The sequence below is a fragment of the Yinghuangia soli genome (genome assembly GCF_021502675.1).
Classification (GTDB): Bacteria; Actinomycetota; Actinomycetes; order Streptomycetales; family Streptomycetaceae; genus Yinghuangia; species Yinghuangia soli.
The window spans coordinates 16,724-32,646 of record NZ_JAKFHA010000038.1; the positions used below are offsets into that span (position 1 = coordinate 16,724).

Annotated in this window: 13 protein-coding genes; 7 read left to right on the top strand and 6 right to left on the bottom strand. The window is 72.5% G+C overall.

Going from position 1 to position 15,923, the window contains the following annotated elements:
- Window positions 1-139: 139 nt before the first annotated feature.
- Complete coding sequence (gene chsH3, locus LZ495_RS36740; protein ID WP_235057503.1) at window positions 140-1,000, bottom strand: enoyl-CoA hydratase ChsH3; 861 nt, start codon at window positions 998-1,000, stop codon at window positions 140-142.
- Between the two features lie 205 nt (window positions 1,001-1,205).
- Between chsH3 and LZ495_RS36745 the strand changes: the two genes are divergently transcribed.
- Window positions 1,206-1,937 carry a PaaI family thioesterase gene (locus tag LZ495_RS36745; protein ID WP_235057504.1) on the top strand — a complete coding sequence of 244 codons (732 nt, stop codon included), beginning with the start codon at window positions 1,206-1,208 and terminating at the stop codon, window positions 1,935-1,937.
- Between the two features lie 241 nt (window positions 1,938-2,178).
- Here the strand turns inward: LZ495_RS36745 and LZ495_RS36750 are convergent, their stop codons facing one another.
- Both LZ495_RS36750 and LZ495_RS36755 read right to left on the bottom strand, forming a co-directional pair.
- A complete protein-coding gene (locus LZ495_RS36750; RefSeq protein ID WP_235057505.1) occupies window positions 2,179-3,753 on the bottom strand; it encodes an ABC transporter substrate-binding protein in 1,575 nt (524 codons plus the stop codon).
- Window positions 3,754-3,956: 203 nt separating this feature from the next.
- Entirely contained in the window at window positions 3,957-5,156 is a 1,200-nt protein-coding gene (locus tag LZ495_RS36755) for a globin domain-containing protein (RefSeq protein ID WP_235057506.1), read from the bottom strand.
- 275 nt (window positions 5,157-5,431) lie between these two features.
- Here LZ495_RS36755 and rarD point away from each other — a divergent pair, with 275 nt between their 5' ends.
- The gene (gene rarD / locus LZ495_RS36760) at window positions 5,432-6,490 is read left to right on the top strand and encodes an EamA family transporter RarD (protein ID WP_268823842.1); all 1,059 of its coding nucleotides are present in this window, start codon (window positions 5,432-5,434) and stop codon (window positions 6,488-6,490) included.
- Here the strand turns inward: rarD and LZ495_RS36765 are convergent.
- Window positions 6,414-8,108, bottom strand: a complete 1,695-nt coding sequence (locus LZ495_RS36765) for a long-chain-fatty-acid--CoA ligase (protein WP_235057507.1) — start codon at window positions 8,106-8,108, stop codon at window positions 6,414-6,416. The genes rarD and LZ495_RS36765 overlap by 77 nt on opposite strands.
- 162 nt (window positions 8,109-8,270) lie before the next feature.
- Between LZ495_RS36765 and LZ495_RS36770 the strand changes: the two genes are divergently transcribed.
- Together LZ495_RS36770 and LZ495_RS36775 are read left to right on the top strand one after the other, a co-directional pair.
- Window positions 8,271-9,617 carry a sensor histidine kinase gene (locus tag LZ495_RS36770; RefSeq protein WP_235057508.1) on the top strand — a complete coding sequence of 449 codons (1,347 nt, stop codon included), beginning with the start codon at window positions 8,271-8,273 and terminating at the stop codon, window positions 9,615-9,617.
- A gap of 52 nt (window positions 9,618-9,669) precedes the next feature.
- Window positions 9,670-10,326: a response regulator transcription factor gene (locus tag LZ495_RS36775; protein WP_235057509.1), complete on the top strand. Its 657-nt coding sequence runs from the start codon at window positions 9,670-9,672 to the stop codon at window positions 10,324-10,326.
- 24 nt (window positions 10,327-10,350) lie between these two features.
- On the opposite strand, the gene LZ495_RS36780 is transcribed toward LZ495_RS36775, so the two are convergent.
- Complete coding sequence (locus LZ495_RS36780) at window positions 10,351-10,875, bottom strand: hypothetical protein (RefSeq protein ID WP_235057510.1); 525 nt, start codon at window positions 10,873-10,875, stop codon at window positions 10,351-10,353.
- Between the two features lie 147 nt (window positions 10,876-11,022).
- On the opposite strand from LZ495_RS36780, the gene LZ495_RS36785 reads away from it, so the two are divergent.
- The 3 genes from LZ495_RS36785 to LZ495_RS36795 all read left to right on the top strand — a co-directional run bounded on the left by LZ495_RS36785 (window position 11,023) and on the right by LZ495_RS36795 (window position 14,075).
- The gene (locus LZ495_RS36785; protein ID WP_235057511.1) at window positions 11,023-12,222 is read left to right on the top strand and encodes an MFS transporter; all 1,200 of its coding nucleotides are present in this window, start codon (window positions 11,023-11,025) and stop codon (window positions 12,220-12,222) included.
- A gap of 236 nt (window positions 12,223-12,458) precedes the next feature.
- Window positions 12,459-13,052 carry a hypothetical protein gene (locus LZ495_RS36790; protein ID WP_235057512.1) on the top strand — a complete coding sequence of 198 codons (594 nt, stop codon included), beginning with the start codon at window positions 12,459-12,461 and terminating at the stop codon, window positions 13,050-13,052.
- 105 nt (window positions 13,053-13,157) lie between these two features.
- Window positions 13,158-14,075 (top strand): alpha/beta hydrolase, encoded by a 918-nt coding sequence (locus tag LZ495_RS36795; RefSeq protein WP_235057513.1) that lies wholly within the window; start codon window positions 13,158-13,160, stop codon window positions 14,073-14,075.
- Window positions 14,076-14,083: 8 nt separating this feature from the next.
- Here the strand turns inward: LZ495_RS36795 and LZ495_RS36800 are convergent, their stop codons facing one another.
- Window positions 14,084-15,865, bottom strand: a complete 1,782-nt coding sequence (locus tag LZ495_RS36800) for an arabinofuranosyltransferase AftB family protein (protein WP_235057514.1) — start codon at window positions 15,863-15,865, stop codon at window positions 14,084-14,086.
- Window positions 15,866-15,923: the final 58 nt, after the last annotated feature.

Sequence of the window (15,923 nt, forward strand, 5' to 3'; positions counted from 1 at the left end):
CGGCGCACACCCCCCCACCACCGGCCCCCGCCCCCGGGTGGGCCCCGGACCTGGCGTCAGGGGCCCACCCGCTTTTGTGCGTTGCCGCCGGACTCGGGATGACGATCCGTCACATCCCGCGTACCGGGCGTGCCGTGCGTCAGGCCGAGTACTCGACCACCGTGTCGGAGAGCACGATCGCGTCGTCGCGCTCGACCGAGGAGGTCTGGACGAACAGCTTGCCGTCCTCGTCCCACACGCGGATGCGCATGGTCTCGCCCGGGAAGAAGATGCCGGCGAACTTGGTGCGGTAGCGCTTGACGCGCGCCACGTCGCCGCCCAGCACCGTGTCGACGACCGCCTTGAGGGTCAGGCCGTACGAGCACAGGCCGTGCAGGATCGGGGTGTCGAAGCCGGCCGCCTTGGCGAAGTCCGGGTCGGCGTGCAGCGGGTTCCAGTCGCCGGACAGGCGGTACAGCAGCGCCTGGTCCTCGCGGGTGGCGACCTCGATCACGTGGTCGGCCTCGCGCTCCGGGGTGTCGATCTTGGTGACCGGGCCGCGCTCGCCGCCGAAGCCGCCCTCGCCGCGCACGAAGATCTCGGCGCGCGAGTCGTACAGCGGGGTGCCGTCCTCCAGGGTGGCCGAGGACTCCAGCACGATGACCGCGGCCTTGCCCTTGTCCCACACGTCCGCGACCCGGCTGGTGGCCTGGATGTTCTTGGCCTTGGCGGGCAGCGGGTTGTGGATCACGACCTCCTGGCCGCCGTGCAGCACGGCGCGCAGGTTGATGTCGATGCCGGGCAGCGCGGACAGACTGCCGCCCACCTTGGTGCCGGCCACGGTCGCGAAGGTCGGCAGGACCTGGAGGTTCTTCTCGTACGTGTAGCGGAGCTCGTCGGCGCCGGTCGCCGGGGTGCCCGCACCCACGCCCAGGTGGTAGAGGATCACATCCTTGTGCGTCCAGCTGATCTCGCCCTTGCGGGGTTCGGCGCCGGTGGCCACTGCGACGTCGATGGGCATGACGTCTCCTCCCTGGTGGTGATCGAGTCCGTGTTGCGCTCCGGTGCGTCCGGCAGCGCTCACAAACTAGAACTTGTTTTCATTTAGGTGCAATGATCGGCCACGTCTGTGACCGAAACCGCACCACTCCGCTTGTGCGCATCCGGGCCCGACCGTGCGCATCAGCGCGCAGTGCACCCGAGTGCGCGAACGACCTGGGGGTCGCATGTCCACCATCGAACCGCTGCCCGACAAGTCCTCCGAGGCGTCCCCGGGCGTACCCGAGGTGCCCGCCGACGTCCTGGCCGAGCTGCGCAGCACCTGGACGCCGCGCCCCGCACCGGACGGCCCGGGGCGGGCCGCCCGCCACCGGCTCGCCGAGGCCGCCCGCCGCCTGGTCGAGGCGGTCAAGCTGGCCGACGCCGAGGGCGACGCGGACGCGCTCCAGAGCGTAGCTGACGATGTATCAGATCTGGCAGCCCGGATCGCCGCGCTGCCCTCCCTGCGGGACCGCGAGCCGAACCTCGCGGACCTCCAGCTGCACGAGCGCAGCCCCCTGGTGGGCGCCGCGAACCCGCTGGCGCCGCCCATGGAGCTCGAGGCGGACGGCCCGGTCATCCGCGCCCACGCGGTCTTCAACGCGGCCTACGAGGGCCCTCTGGGGCGCGTGCACGGCGGCTACGTGGCGGCGGCGTTCGACGAGGTCATGGGCGTCGCCCAGTCGGGCTCCGGGCGCCTGGGCATGACCGCGTACCTCACGGTCCGCATGAAGCGCAGCACACCGCTGCACGAGCGCGTCGACTACGAGGCGGAGGTCACGCGCGTGGAGGGCCGCAAGGCGTGGGTCACGGCCCGCTCGTACGCCGGCGGGGTGCTGGTCGCGGACGCCGAGGGGCTGTTCGTCCGGCCCCGAGCCCTGGTGCTGCAGGACGAGGCCCGGGCCGCCGGGGAGGCCTGAGGCCCCCGGCCCGCCGCCCGGGCCCGCACGGAAAGCGCACGAGCGGGGGGGGGGGGGGGGGGGGGGGGCCCCCGCCCCCCCCCCCCCCCCGCGGGGGGGGTCGACACCCCGTCCGCCGCCCGCTCATGACGGTCCGTCACGGCGTGGAGCGGTACAGCGCGGCACAGAGCCGCACGGAGCCGCACAGCGCGGCACGGGGCGACCCGGCGCCGACCGCCGGACCGCCCCGCTGCCGTGCCGGCTACTTCTTGACGCTGACGCGGTCGAAGAGGATCAGGCCGTCCTCGAAGAGCGTCAGGCCCTCGATCTTGCCCTTCTTGCCCTGGATCGCGGCGGCGAAGGACTTCTCGTAGGACCAGAACGGCAGGTCCTTGACGAGCTCCTGCTGGACGATGGCGTACTGCGCCTTGCGCACGCCCTCGTCGGTGGTGTTGCGGGCCTGGTCGAGCGCCGCGTCGACCTTCGGGTTGTTGTACCCGGTGCGGTTCTCCGCGCCCTTGGAGTGCAGGACGTTGTAGAGCGTCGGCTCCGGGTCGTCGAAGGTCACCGCGAACTCGGCGGCCTGGAAGTCCTTCGAGATCATGACCTTGCTGGCGTACGTGGGACCGTCCACGTACTCCGTGATCATCTCGATGTTCTTCATGCCCTTGGTCTGGGTCAGCCAGTACTCGCCCGACGCACGCGCCGCGGCGCTGCTGTTCGTCGTGTACGTGAACTTCAGCGGCTTGCCCTCGGCGGCCAGCTGGTCCAGGAGCGCCTGCGCCTCGGCCTTGTTGTTCGAGGGCATGACCGCGGTCGGGTCGACGTACGGCGAGGACGGGGCGAGGAACGTCTTGAGCGTCTCGTCGGCGCCGTTCGGGCCCTGGATGGTCTTGTTGCGGGCCGCCGGGTCCATGATCAGCGCGTAGGCGCGACGCGCCCGGGGGTCGTCGAACGGCGCCCGGTCGGTCTTGAACATGGTCATGAAGCCGCCGTTCTTCTCCTCGAAGGCGACGGTCAGGCCCTTGCTCTTGCCCTCGTCGACCATCTTGAAGTTGGCGGTGGTCACCAGGTCGGCCGAGCCCGAGGCCAGCGAGTTGAGGCGCTGGTTCTGGTCCATGACCGGCTTGAAGGTGACCTCGCTCAGCAGCGGCTTGTCCTTCGCCCAGTAGTCCGTGTTGCGCTCCAGCTTGAGCTCGCTGTCACGTGTCCACGACTTCAGCTTGAAGGGGCCCGCGCCGACCGGCTTGGCCATGAAGCCCTTGGGGTCGGCCTTGATCGCGGTCGGCGAGCCGATGAACGCGAGGTTGTGCGCCACCAGCTTGTCGAAGTGGATGTTGGGCGCGGGCAGCGTGACCTTGAGCGTGGTCGCGTCGGTGGCCTCGAGGGTCAGACCGCGGGCGGCGGCCATCGCGACCGAGCGGGTCTCCGGGTTCTGGTGGCGCTCCCAGTTGAACTTGACCGCGTCGGCGTCCAGCGGCGTGCCGTCGGTGAACTTCACGTTCGGCCGCAGCTTGATCGTCCAGACCTTGCCGTTCTCGGCGGCGGTGGCGCTCTCGGCGAGCTGCGGCTCGGCCTTGCCGGTCTTCGGGTCGATCCAGAACAGCACATCGAAGATGGCCGCGGCCTGGGTGCCGCCGTTGAGCGACGAGATGGTGGAGACGGCCGGGTCTATGCCGCGGGTCTCCTGGGTGATCAGGACCGTGAGGTCCCCGCTGCTGCCCGCACCGCCGGGCGCGGCCGCGCCGGACGGGCTGCTGCCGCCGTCCTTCTTGTCGTCGCCGCCGCAGGCGGCGAGCGTGAGGGCGAGGGCAGCGGCGCCTGCGACCGCTGCCATGGTCCTGGGGGTACGGGGTCGTTCGTGACGCAAAACTGCTCCTGGCTGGCGACCGGGATGGTGGATCCAGTCAACTTAGCAACGATCCCCGCCGGATCTGACGGATCGTCAAATAACGATTCGACACCATAAGGACTTGCCCCTTCCGTTACTGAATGTACGTCAGCAGCGAAAGGGGCAGGCCCAGTTGCGGTCACCGACCGTTACGCAGCGCCCTGCCACAGGTCCGGTCCGAACACCTCGTAGTGCACGTCCGCGGCGGGCACGCCGGCGGCGATGAGCTGGCCGCGAACGAGCTTCATGAAGGGCAGCGGACCGCACAGGTACGCCTGCGCACCGGACGGCAGGTCGAGCGCGCCGAGGTCCGCGTAGCCGACCCGGTCCTCCGGGTGCCCGGCCCCCGGCACCTCGTACCAGACGTGCGCGGTGGCCTCCGGCAGCTGCGCGACCAGCTTGTCCAGGTCGGCGCGCAGCGGGTGGGTCTCGGCCGAGCGGTCCGCGTGCACGACCACGACGCGGCGCGCGGATCCGGCCGCCACCAGGTGCTCCAGGATGCCGACGATCGGCGTGATGCCGATGCCCGCCGAGGCCAGCACGAGCGGCCCGTCGGAGTCGTCGAGCACCAGGTCGCCGAACGGCGCGCCGACGGTCAGCACGTCGCCGACCGCGACGTCGGCGTGCAGCCGGTTCGAGACCTCGCCGGACGGCGCTGCGTCGGCGCCCGCGATGCGCTTGACCGAGATGCGGCGGGTCGCACCCGAGGCCGCGGAGGACAGGCTGTACTGGCGGATCTGCCGCGCGCCGTCGGGGAGTTCCACCGCGACGCTGACGTACTGGCCGGCCTTGAACGCGGGCGCGGGGGCCCCGTCCGCGGGGGCGAGCTCGAACGACGCGACCTCGGCGGTCTCCTCGGTGCGCGCCACCACGGTCCACGGCCGCCACGACTCGCCCGCCTCGATGCCGGCCTCGTCGTACAGCCGCTTCTCGATCGCGATCAGCGCGTTCGCCATCAGCCAGTAGACCTCGTCCCAGGCCGCCGCGACCTCCGCGGTGACGGCGTCGCCGAGCACCTCGACGATGGCCGCGAACAGGTGGGTGTGCACGACCTGGTACTGCGCCTCGGTGACGCCGAGCGAGGCGTGCTTGTTGGCTATCCGGGACAGCAGCGCGTCGGGCCGGGCGTCCGGCTGCGCGACGAGCATCGAGGCGAACGCCGCGACCGAGCCGGCCAGCGCCTGCTGCTGCGCGCCGGTCTCCTGGTTGCCCCGGTTGAACAGCCTGGTCTGCAGCTCGGGATGCGCCGCGAAGAGCTTGGCGTAGAACAGCGTGGTGATCTCGCCGATCGCGCCGCCGACGGCGGGCAGCGTGGCGCGGACGACGTTCGCGGACTCGGTGGACAGCAAGAGCGGGCTCCTGACGTGGCTGATGCGGCTGGTGCGGCTGAAGTGAGCTATGCGCCTGTTGCGCCTGACGGGACTTGCCGAGCAACCCCGGGACGCTATCAAGCACGCAGGTCAGAGGCCGAAAACCGATCGATGGCCGGGCGTTTTTCGGCCTGCGCGGCCGATTCTCGACGGGCCGCACGGTGGCTTGCCAGAGCCGTTGGTCCAGTCCACTCGGTGCCGATTGGCCCGGGACATGGCGGCGGGTCTGCGACTACGGTCCCGCCGTGGGCGATTTGCGTGAAGTGACGGAACAGCGGCGCGGGCTGTGGCTCGGCGTGGCGGCGTACGTGATGTGGGGCCTGTTCCCGCTGTACTGGCCGCATCTCAAGCCTGCGGGCGCGGTCGAGATCCTCGCCCACCGCATGGTCTGGTCGCTCGTCTTCATGCTCGTCGTGCTGGCCGTCCTGAAGCGCTGGACGTGGGTCCGCGAACTGCTGCGCAACCCGGTCCGGCTCGCCAAGATCACCGTGGCCGGCGTGGTGATCACCGCCAACTGGGGCCTGTACATCTGGGGCGTCAACAGCGACCAGGTCGTGGAGACCTCGCTCGGCTACTTCATCAACCCGCTGCTGTTCATCGCGATCGGCGTGCTGGTGCTCGGCGAACGGCTGCGCGCCGCCCAGTGGGTGGCGGTCGGGCTGGGCCTGGCCGCGGTGCTGGTGCTGACCGTCGCGTACGGGCGGCTGCCCTGGCTCGCGCTGGTGCTCGCGGCCAGCTTCACCATCTACGGCTACGTCAAGAAGACCGTCGGGCTCGCCCCCACCGAGTCGCTGACCGCCGAGACCGCGGTGATGTTCCTGCCCACCGCCGGCTACCTCGCGTACCTGGCGTGGACCGGCGAAGGCACGCTCGGCACCATCTCGTTCGGGCACACCCTGCTGCTGCTCGGCACCGGCGTGATCACCGCGATACCGCTGCTGTGCTTCGGCGCCGCGACGATCCGCATCCCGCTGTCCACCATCGGCATGCTGCAGTACCTGGGCCCGATCCTGCAGTTCGGGGTCGGCGTGTGGGTCTACCACGAGGCGATGCCGGCTTCCCGCTGGGCGGGCTTCGGCCTGATCTGGGGCGCGCTGGCGGTGCTGTCGTACGACGCGCTGCGGCAGGCCCGCCGCACGCGCCGCGACCTGGCCGCGAACCCGGCCGGCACGCCCGCCCCGGTCCCCGCGGCCGCGGCCGCGGCGGTGCCGGGCGGACCCGGCACCGCCGGTGCGGCTACGCCGTCGGACGCTCCAGCAGATCCAGCACATGCGCGCGCCCGTGCTCCGCGAAGCGGGTCTCCAACGCCTTGACCTCGGCGTCCCCGAACGGCTCGTAGGCGCCGTCCTTGCCGGGCCGCCACCACACCGCGCCGGCCTGCCCGCCGCCGGAGTACCAGGCCTGCCGGGACAGCACCCGCACCAGCACCTTGTTGGTCTGGGTGTGCGGCAGTTCGTCGGCGACCCGCACGTAGCGCGGCCGCCAAGTGGGCGACAGGTCCGGCTGCGCCTCCTGCCACGCGGCGAACTCCGCGGGGTCGAACTCCGCGCCCTCGCGCAGCACGAGCGCGGCCATCGCCTGGTCGCCCGCGGCCTCGTCGGGCACCCCGTACACCGAGGCCAGCACCACGTCGGGATGCCGGGCCAGGATGCGCGCGACCGGCGCGGAGCCGAAGTTCTCGCCGCCGACCCGCACCCACTCGCCGCTGCGGCCCGCGAAGAAGAACATGCCGTCGCCGTCCCGGTACGCCAGGTCGCCGCTCCAGTACCAGCCTTCGCGCAGCCGGTCCGCGGTCGCCGCGGCGTTGTTCCAGTAGCCCTCGAAGGTGCCCGCGCCGTCCAGGTTGACCAGTTCGCCGACCGCCTCGTCGGCGTTGAGCAGCCGCCCGGACGCGTCGAAGCGGCCCGGCGGGCACTCCTCGCGCGTCTCCGGGTCGAGGACGCGGATGTCGCCGCTGGCCTTGCCGAGCGCCCCGGGCGGCATGCCGGGCACCGGTGTGAAGGACAGGCCGCCTTCGGTCGACCCGAAGCCGTCGCGCACCGAGCAGCCGAACCGGCGGGCGAACCGCTCGACGTCCTGCGGACCGCCCTCGTTGCCGAACACCCGGGTCAGGGTGTTGTCGGCGTCGTCGGGCTGCTCCGGGGTGGCCAGGATGTAGGACAGCGGCTTGCCCACGTAGTTGGCGTAGGTCACGCCGTACTCGCGCACGTCCGGCAGGAATCCGGAGGCCGAGAACCGGCGGCGCAGCACCAGGGCCGAGCCCGCCGAGAGCGCGGGCGACCAGCAGGTGACCATCGCGTTGGAGTGGAACAGCGGCATCGCGCAGTACACGACGTCGTCGGCGGTCAGCTGCTGCATCATGACGATCGCCCCGCCCTGCGAGGCGATCTTGCCCTGCGAGCAGATCACCGCCTTGGGGTGGCCGGTCGTGCCCGAGGTGAGGATCAGCATGAACGGGTCGTCGGGCGCGGGGGCCGTGTCCGGCAGCTCGGCGCCCTCGTGGGGGGCGAGTGCGGCCGCCCAGGACTCGTCGTCGACGTTCCAGACGCGGTCCGCCGGGAAGTCCGGCAGCGCCTCGCGCAGCTGCGCGGCGTGCGCGTCGCCGGTGATGACCATCGTGCAGTCGGTGTGCTCGACGTCGCGGGCGAGTTCGCTGCCCTGCCGGGTCGGGTTCAGGCCGACGATCACGGCGCCGGACACCGCCGCGGCACCGAGGAGGAACGAGAACTCGGGGACGTTCTCCAGCATGACGCCGATGTGGAACGGCTTGCCCTCGGCCCGCTCGGCCTCCAGGAACGCGGCGCGCTGGGCGGACAGCCGGACGTGCTCGTCCCAGGTCCAGGACCGCCCGCTGACGCGCACGGCGGTGCCCGGGTCGCCGGCGCGGCGCCGGACCAGCTCGTTCATGGTGACGGACCAGCGGCTTGCCATGCGTACTCCCGCGTGCTGACTCTCCGTTGTGACGGGACGCAAGCTAGCCGCAACCCGGGCAAGGGGGAAGATCGACGGCGCATCGGGCTGGGGGTTTGCCCTACCCCGCGCGTAAAGGCTTGCCGTCTTGGGCGGTCCCGCGCCGGACGGCAAGGTAGAGGCATGTTCGAGACGACAGTTCCCGCCGAGGCCTCGCCGGTCCGTGCCGCCGCCTCGGGATCCTCCGGTTCCGCCTCGCGGTTCGCCCGGTTCGGCCGCGAACTCGCCTACCTGCTCCTCGGACTCCCGTACGCCGTCGTCACCTTCGTCGCACTGAGCGTCGCACTGAGTGTCGGCTTCGGCATGCTGGCGCTGTTCGTGGGGCTGCCGATCCTGGTCGAGTCCCTGGTCATGGCCCGGGCGTTCGCCCGCGGCGAGCGGAGCCGGGTCGAGGCGGTCACCGGGCGCCCGCTGCCGCCGCACCACTACATGGCCCCGGCGCAGAGCCGGAAGCCGCAGGAGTGGCTGAGCGCGCTGCTGGACCCGCAGTCGTGGCGCGACGTGGCCCACGTGATGATCGCGTTCCCACTGCGGATCGTCGGGTTCTGCATCGCGCTCACCTGGACGCTCGGCGGACTCGGCGAACTCCTCTACGTCACCTGGTCGTGGTCCATCCCGCGCGACGACGGCACCACCGGGCTCCTCGACCTCATGTTCGACGTCGACTCGATCGCCGCCGACAATCTGTTCCACACCGGCATCGGCGTCCTGCTGCTGGCCACCGCGATGCCGGTGGTGCGCCTGCTGGCCCGGATCCAGACCGCCACGTCGCGAGCACTGCTCTCCAACGAGAAAGCCGCTCTGCTGGCGCGTACCGAGCAGCTCGCGGCGGGCCGCCGCAGCGCGGTGGCCGCCGAGGCGCAGACCCTGCGCCGCCTGGAGCGCGACCTGCACGACGGCCCGCAGCAGCGCCTCGTGCGCCTGACCATGGACCTGGAGGCGATGGGCCGGCGGCTGGACGCCGACGAGCCCGACCGGGCCCGGCCGCTGGTCGACGAGATGATCGCGCAGACCCGCGAGGCGCTGGACGAACTGCGGGCACTGTCCCGGGGGATCGCGCCGCCGATCCTCGCGGACCGCGGGCTCGGACCGGCGCTGGCCGCCGCGGCGGCGCGCTGCCCGGTGCCGGTCACGCTGGCCACCGACCTGCCCGAGGGGCAGCGCTTCGCGGCCGCGGTGGAGAACACCGCGTACTTCGTGGCCACCGAGGCGCTCACCAACGTCGCCAAGCACGCTGCGGCGACCCGCTGCACGGTCACCGTGCGGATGGACCCGCTGACGCTGCACCTGGAGATACGCGACGACGGCCACGGCGGCGCGCACCTGGGCAAGGGGCACGGGTTGGTGGGGCTGTCCGACCGGCTGGCGGCGGTGGAGGGCAGGATGAACCTGTCCAGCCCCGCGGGCGGCCCGACGGTGGTGGCCGCGGAGATTCCGCTGCGGGGCCTGGGCGACGACGAACTGCACTGACACGGGGCTTGCTTGCCTGTCAGGCCGACGGGACCGAACCGGGAGTCGCGGGATGCGGATTGTGCTGGCCGAGGACTCGGTCCTCCTCCGGGAGGGCCTGGTCCGGCTGTTCGACGAGGCGGGCGCAGAGGTCGTCGCAGCGGTGGGCGACGGCCCGTCGCTCGTCGCGGCGGTCGCCGAGCACCGGCCGGACGTCGCGGTGGTCGACGTCCGCATGCCCCCGACCTTCACGGACGAAGGACTGCGCGCTGCCCTGCAGTTGCGCCGCGACGCCCCCGAGACGGCGATCCTGGTGCTCTCGCAGTACGTCGAAGAGTCGTACGCCGGAGACCTGCTGGCCACCGGCAACGAGAGCAGCGGGGTCGGCTACCTGCTCAAGGACCGCGTCTCGAAGCTCACCGAACTCTCCGACGCCCTGGCCCGGGTGGCGGCCGGCGGCACGGTGCTGGACGCCGAGGTCGTCTCCGCGCTGTTCAGCCGGCGCCGCCGCGCCGACCCGCTGGAGGCGCTCAGCCCGCGCGAGCAGGAAGTGCTGGGCCTGATGGCCGAGGGCCGGCGCAACAGCGCGATATGCCGCATCCTCGGCCTCAGCGCCGGGACGGTCGAGAAGCACATCTCGTCGATCTTCGACAAGCTCGCCCTGCCCCCGTCGGCCGACGACCACCGGCGCGTACTGGCCGTGCTGGCCTGGCTGCGCGGCACCGCCTGAGCTCCCGCGGCAGCCCGGCCCGGGTCAGCCGACGAGACCCTCCATGCGGTCCTCGGCGACATACGCCTGGCGCGCCTTGTCGTCGCGCGCCGAGTAGAGGTAGCGCGTCCAGGCCTGCTGCTCGTGCCACACCGCACCCAGCTCCCACACGCAGTAGGTGCCCTTGTGCGACGTGGGAGCGACCAGTTCGTACGGGCCGTCGCCCTGCTTGGCGTAGACCGTCTCCCACAGTTCGTTCTCGTTGCGCCAGGTGCACACGAGCAGCAGGCGCACCGCGTCCCCGCACAGGTGCAGGATCGCGAACCCCAGTTCGTCGTGCAGGTCGAGCCCGCCCGAGGCCGCCTGTGCGACGACCAGGGCCCTTGCCTCGTCGCGTACTTCGTCGGTGACCTCGCGGTCGGGGACGCGCAGGTCGTACCACTTCAGGTAGGCGCCGCGGACCGCGAGGTCGGCGGCGGCGGTCGTCAGCTTCGATTGGTGGCGGTAATCCGCGGCGACACTTCCGGCACCGGCGAGCCCGGCGATGGCATCAGCTTCGGTATCAGACATGCTTCCGAACGTACCTCCGCGCACAGCCTCGCGCGGCGGGTCCGCGGTCCGGTCCGCACGGGCGGAACGTCATGGTCCGCCTGGGTCCCACGACCTCTGTGCCCGGCCCCATACCCTGCCGGCAAGTGCCGTGCGTACGGTGAGCGGATGCAGAAGCGCTTCGCGCTGTGGTCCTATCTCGGCGGCGTGCTCGCGGCTCGCACCGGCAACGAGATGTCCGGGCCCGCGCTGCTGCTGGCGGGTCTGGCGGCCACCGGCTCAGCGGCTTCGGCGTCCGCGCTGCTCGCCGGGCTCACCATCTCGGCGGCCGTCGGCGGGCCGCTGTTCGGCGTCCTGCTCGACCGCTCGGCCCGGCCGGGCCGCCTGCTGGCCGCCGCGATCGCGTCGTACGCCGCGGCGCTGGGCGTCATCGTCGCGTGCCTCGGCAAGCTGCCGATCCCTTTCGTCGTCCTGATCGCCGTGCTCGGCGGCCTGGTGGGGCCCGCGCTCTCCGGCGGGTGGACGGCCCAGATGCCCCTCCTCGTCGACGCGAAGACGATGCCGCGGGCCACCGCGTACGACGCGATGACGTACAACTTCTCCAGCCTGGTCGGCCCGGCGCTGGCCGCGCTCGTGGTCGGCCTGTCCGGCGGCCCGGTCGGCGTCGCCGCCGCGGTCGGCCTCATCTGCTGCTCCCTGCCCCGGGCCTGGACGCTGCCGTCCCGCACCAAGTCCGCCGAGCAGCCTCATACTTCGGTGGCCGCCGACCTCGGCGTCGGCTTCCGCGCCATCTTCGGCACCCGCCTTCTCGCCCGCGCCACCATCGCATCCGTGATCGTCTGCGCCGCCGAAGGCATGCTGATCGCCTGCACTCCCCTCCTCGGCGAGCAGTCCCTCGGCAGCGCGGAGAACGGCGCCCTGCTCCTCTCCGTGGTCGCCGCCGCGGCCCTGGCCGCGAACGCCGCCCTGGCCCGGCGCCCGCACTGGATGCGCCCGGACACCGTGATCTGGGTCAGCGACCTGGTCCTCGCCGGCGCCCTGCTGCTCTGCGCGGTCGGCGGCGTCGGCTGGCTGATCGCCGCCGCGGTGCTCGTCGGAATCGGCGAAGGCCCGCAGATGACCGCCCTCTTCGCGATACGCCACCGCGAGGCCCCGGAACGCCTCCGCGGCCAGGTCTTCACCACCGGCGCCAGCCTCAAGATCACCGGCTTCGCCCTCGGCGCCGCCCTGGCCGGCCCGATCGCCACCTGGTCCCTCCGCGGAGCCCTCATCACCTCCGCCGCCCTCTCCCTCACCGCAGCCGCCGCCTTCGCCATCGCCACCAAGACCCGCCGCCCATCCCGTCCCGTCCCCATCCGCACCGGCTGAAGGCCCCTGCCGCGGAGTAGCGCCCGGTGGTTCGTACTCCGGCGGAAGCAGGCGGGCCGGGGGCTCGGGGACGAGTCGGCCGGCGGGGTGGTCCGTCCTGCGGCGCAGGGTGGCGGGGTGGCGCGATCCGCCGTGGTGGGGAGGGAAGTTCCGCCTGGCGTGCGATCCGGGTGCGGGGCGTCCGCTGCGATCTTGGGACGTGTCGGACCGCCGGTCCGCGAAGGGGAGGAACACCGATGTCCAAGACCGCGACCGTGCGCCAGGCCTGGCGCGTCGCACACGAGCCCGTCGCGGGTGTGCCCACGTGGGCGCGGCGCACTGCGTACGCCGTGCCGCTGGTGGTCCTGCCATCGAGCATCTGGCGTCTCGGCGTGATCTTCACCGACGACAAGCGCAGCGGCATGCTCCCGGAGTGGGTCATGAACGGCTACATCGTGTCGCTGTCGATCCTGTCCGAGCTGCTCGCGTTCACCGCGGTCGGGCTGATCGCACGCTGGGGAGAGGTCTTCCCGCGGTGGATGCCGGTCCTGGGCGGTCGGCGGGTGCCGCCGGCCGCCGCCGCGGTGCCGGGCGCCATCGGGGCCTTCGTGCTCACCTTGATGTGGACGGTCATCGGGTTCGCGACCGAGGTGACGCAGACCAAGATCAACGGCGACCCGATCCCCGAGGACTTCCCCTCGCAGGCGGGCGGCTGGGAGAGCGCCTACTTCTATATCTCCTACGCTCCGCTTCTGCTGTGGGGTCCGATGCTGGGCGCGCTGACCGCGGCTTACTGGAAACGGCGGAATGCGGCACGCCCGGTCCGGCAAAAGCTGGACGTGGCGTCGTGATCGGGAGCAATCTGACAGTCACGCCCCGCAAGGTCCGCAAGGCCGCAGCCCCGCCGACTCGTGCGCCCGGGAGTACTGCGCGACGTTCCCACGAGGAGGACCGACGTGCCCGAACTCACCGTCCCGATGGCCCGCAGCCTGGTCCGCAACACCGTGCGGCGCTTCCTGCACCCGCGCGTCCCGGTCGCCGTGCAGCGTGCGCTGCTGGAGCTGAACCCCGGTGTGCTGCCGCCCGGTACGCACGTCCTCCGCCGCGCGCCGGGCGGCGTCCCGGCCCGCAGGGTCTCGGTGGGGCCCACCGTCCCGGAGCGCACGATGCTGTACCTGCATGGCGGCGCATACGTCGTGGGGTCGTCGCGCTCGTACCTCGCCTGGGCCGCGCATCTGGCCCGGGCCACGCGGTCGACGGTGTACGTGCTCGACTACCGGCTTGCGCCCGAACACCCGTACCCCGCGGCGCTCGAAGACGCCCGGGCGGCCTGGCGGGCGATCGCCGAGGACGCGCAGCGGGCCCCGGACACGCCCCTGGTCGTCGCCGGGGACTCCGCGGGCGGCGGTCTCGCGCTCACCCTGGCCCTCGACCTCGCGGCGGTCCCGGAGGCCCTGCGCTCCCCCGCCGAGCGCCGCCCGGACGCCGCGGTGCTGATCTCGCCGTGGCTGGACCCGCTCCGGCCCTGGGCGTACGAGCCGATCTACCACCAGGACCCGGTCCTGCACACCGCATGGCTGAGCCGGTGCGCCGACATGTACGCGGCCGGCACCGACCGCGAGACGCTCGCCCCGGCCCGCAACGCCGACCTGTCCGTGCTGCCGCCGACCATCGTGCAGAACGGCACCGACGACCTGCTCGCCCCGGAAGGCGCCGCCTTCGTGGAGCGGGCCCGGGCCGCCGGCGCCTCCGTCGACCACACCGAATACCCGGACCTGTGGCACGTGTTCCAGGTCATGGCCGGCGTGCTGCCGGCCGCCGACGAGGCGCTGCACGACCTGGCCAAGAGCCTGGACGCGATCCTGAAGTCCTGACGGGCCGGTCAGTCCGTGCCGCAGAACTTGCGCTCGGCGGCCTTGGGGTCGGCCGGGATGCGGAGCTTGGTGCGGTCGTACGCCCCGGTCAGGTTCGACCAGAACCGGTCCCAGCTCATCGGCTGGCTCACCGAGGCGAGGAGTTCGGCGACCGCGCCGCACTGCGTGGTGCGGTACGCCGCCTGGATGTCCTCCTGCGCGGCCAGGCCGGACGGTACCGACGCGAACGACGAAGGGTCGGCGTACAGCGCGATGTTCCAGGCCGGGGCCAGGAGTTTCTGGTGCCCCGACGCGATGAAGTGGGTCTGCTCCAGATGCGCGCCGAGCGTGCTGGACAGCCCCCACACGTCGGCGAGCAGGCCGTCCAGCGGCATCATCGCGCCGCCCGCGCCGAGCTTGCCGATCACCAGCGCCGCGGTGTTGGGGATGTCCGGGCGCAGCGGCAGCGCGAAGTCCGGCGGCAGGCCGAACACCGCGCCGTAGCGCGGGTCGAGCATGAGGACGCGCCGGCCGTCCTCGTGCGCCCGGACCAGCAGCCCGGTCATCACCCGGTTGTACGCCACGTGCGCGTCCGCGGTGACGGGGTTGTGCTGCCCGGTCGCCCGGGTGGTGACGCCGCGTTCGTTCCAGACCTGGTTCATGCCGCCCGCGTTCGGCACCGGCGGCTTGGTCGTGGCGCCGCCGCTGGGCCGCAGGACCGCGACGCAGACCACCGACCACACCAGGACCGCCGCGACGGCGGCCGTGGCGACCGGCCGGTGCAGCGGGACGAGCAGCGCGGGCAGGAGGGCGAGCAGCAGCAGCGGTACCCACAGCCGCCCGTGCATGAAGTCGCCGCCCACCTTGACCAGGTAGAACGTCTGCAGCGCGGCAGCCAGGGCCGGTGCCGCGACGACGATCCGGTACGGCTCCGCGAACGGGCCGAGCCCGGACGCCGGTACGCCGCCGCGCCCGGCACCGGCGCGCAGCAGCAGGATCCCGGCGACGGCCAGGCACAGCAGCGGGATCCACAGCTGGTACGGGCCGTTGAAGTCGAGGACGTAGTCCCAGCCGCGCCCCCACTGCGAGGCACCGGCCTCCTTGGTCACGCCGGGCATCGGGAAGACGACCCCGTAGTAGCCCATCCGGAAGATCTCGTACGCCGCGGGCAGGAACACCCCGGCCGCCACCGCGGCGGCCGCACGCCGCCACCCCGGCCGCGCGATCAGCAGGACCGCGGCGAAGAACACCACGGTGGTGATGCCGAGATCGGGGCGGATCATCGGGCCGATCCCGAACCACACGCCGAGCGCGGCGAGCCGGCCCGCGCCGACCACCCGGCGTTCCCACACCCGGACCAGCAGCGCCCAGGACCCGCCGATCCAGAACAGGATCAAGCCGATCTCCATGCCGGCCGTCATGAAGTCCCACACCGGCGGCAGTACCGCGAACACCGCGGCCCCGGCCGGGAGCAGCAGCCGCTGCACCCCGAGCCCGCGCATGATCCGGCGCGTGGCGTCGAGCGCCAGCCAGAAGCCGGCCACCGACAGGAGGAGTCCCAGGTACACCGCGTTCTCGGCGTCCGACAGGGGGCTCAAGTAGTGCGCCGCGACGAGGAGCCATTGCCACGCGGTGCTGGTCGACGTCTCGGCGCGCTCGCCGACGTTGTACACCGGGCCGTTCCCGGCCGCGATCTGCCGGACGACGCGCGTGAAGATGAGGCCGTCGTCGGTCATCCACCGGCGCTGCCAGCCCCACCCGGCGAGGACCAGCGTCGGGATCGCCATCGCGACGAGGTCGGCGCGCCGCACCCGCCTCCGCGTCCGGGCCGGCCTGGTCGCCTCGTCCTTCCGTTCGCCAGTGGACCGC

What these genes read in the sequence shown, in the direction of transcription:
- chsH3 (WP_235057503.1), bottom strand. Translation starts at nt 1,000, where the DNA reads ATGCCCATCGACGTCGCAGTGGCCACCGGCGCCGAACCCCGCAAGGGC.
- LZ495_RS36745 (WP_235057504.1), top strand. Translation starts at nt 1,206, where the DNA reads ATGTCCACCATCGAACCGCTGCCCGACAAGTCCTCCGAGGCGTCCCCG.
- LZ495_RS36750 (WP_235057505.1), bottom strand. Translation starts at nt 3,753, where the DNA reads ATGGCAGCGGTCGCAGGCGCCGCTGCCCTCGCCCTCACGCTCGCCGCC.
- LZ495_RS36765 (WP_235057507.1), bottom strand. Translation starts at nt 8,108, where the DNA reads ATGGCAAGCCGCTGGTCCGTCACCATGAACGAGCTGGTCCGGCGCCGC.
- LZ495_RS36770 (WP_235057508.1), top strand. Translation starts at nt 8,271, where the DNA reads ATGTTCGAGACGACAGTTCCCGCCGAGGCCTCGCCGGTCCGTGCCGCC.
- LZ495_RS36775 (WP_235057509.1), top strand. Translation starts at nt 9,670, where the DNA reads ATGCGGATTGTGCTGGCCGAGGACTCGGTCCTCCTCCGGGAGGGCCTG.
- LZ495_RS36780 (WP_235057510.1), bottom strand. Translation starts at nt 10,875, where the DNA reads ATGTCTGATACCGAAGCTGATGCCATCGCCGGGCTCGCCGGTGCCGGA.
- LZ495_RS36785 (WP_235057511.1), top strand. Translation starts at nt 11,023, where the DNA reads ATGCAGAAGCGCTTCGCGCTGTGGTCCTATCTCGGCGGCGTGCTCGCG.
- LZ495_RS36790 (WP_235057512.1), top strand. Translation starts at nt 12,459, where the DNA reads ATGTCCAAGACCGCGACCGTGCGCCAGGCCTGGCGCGTCGCACACGAG.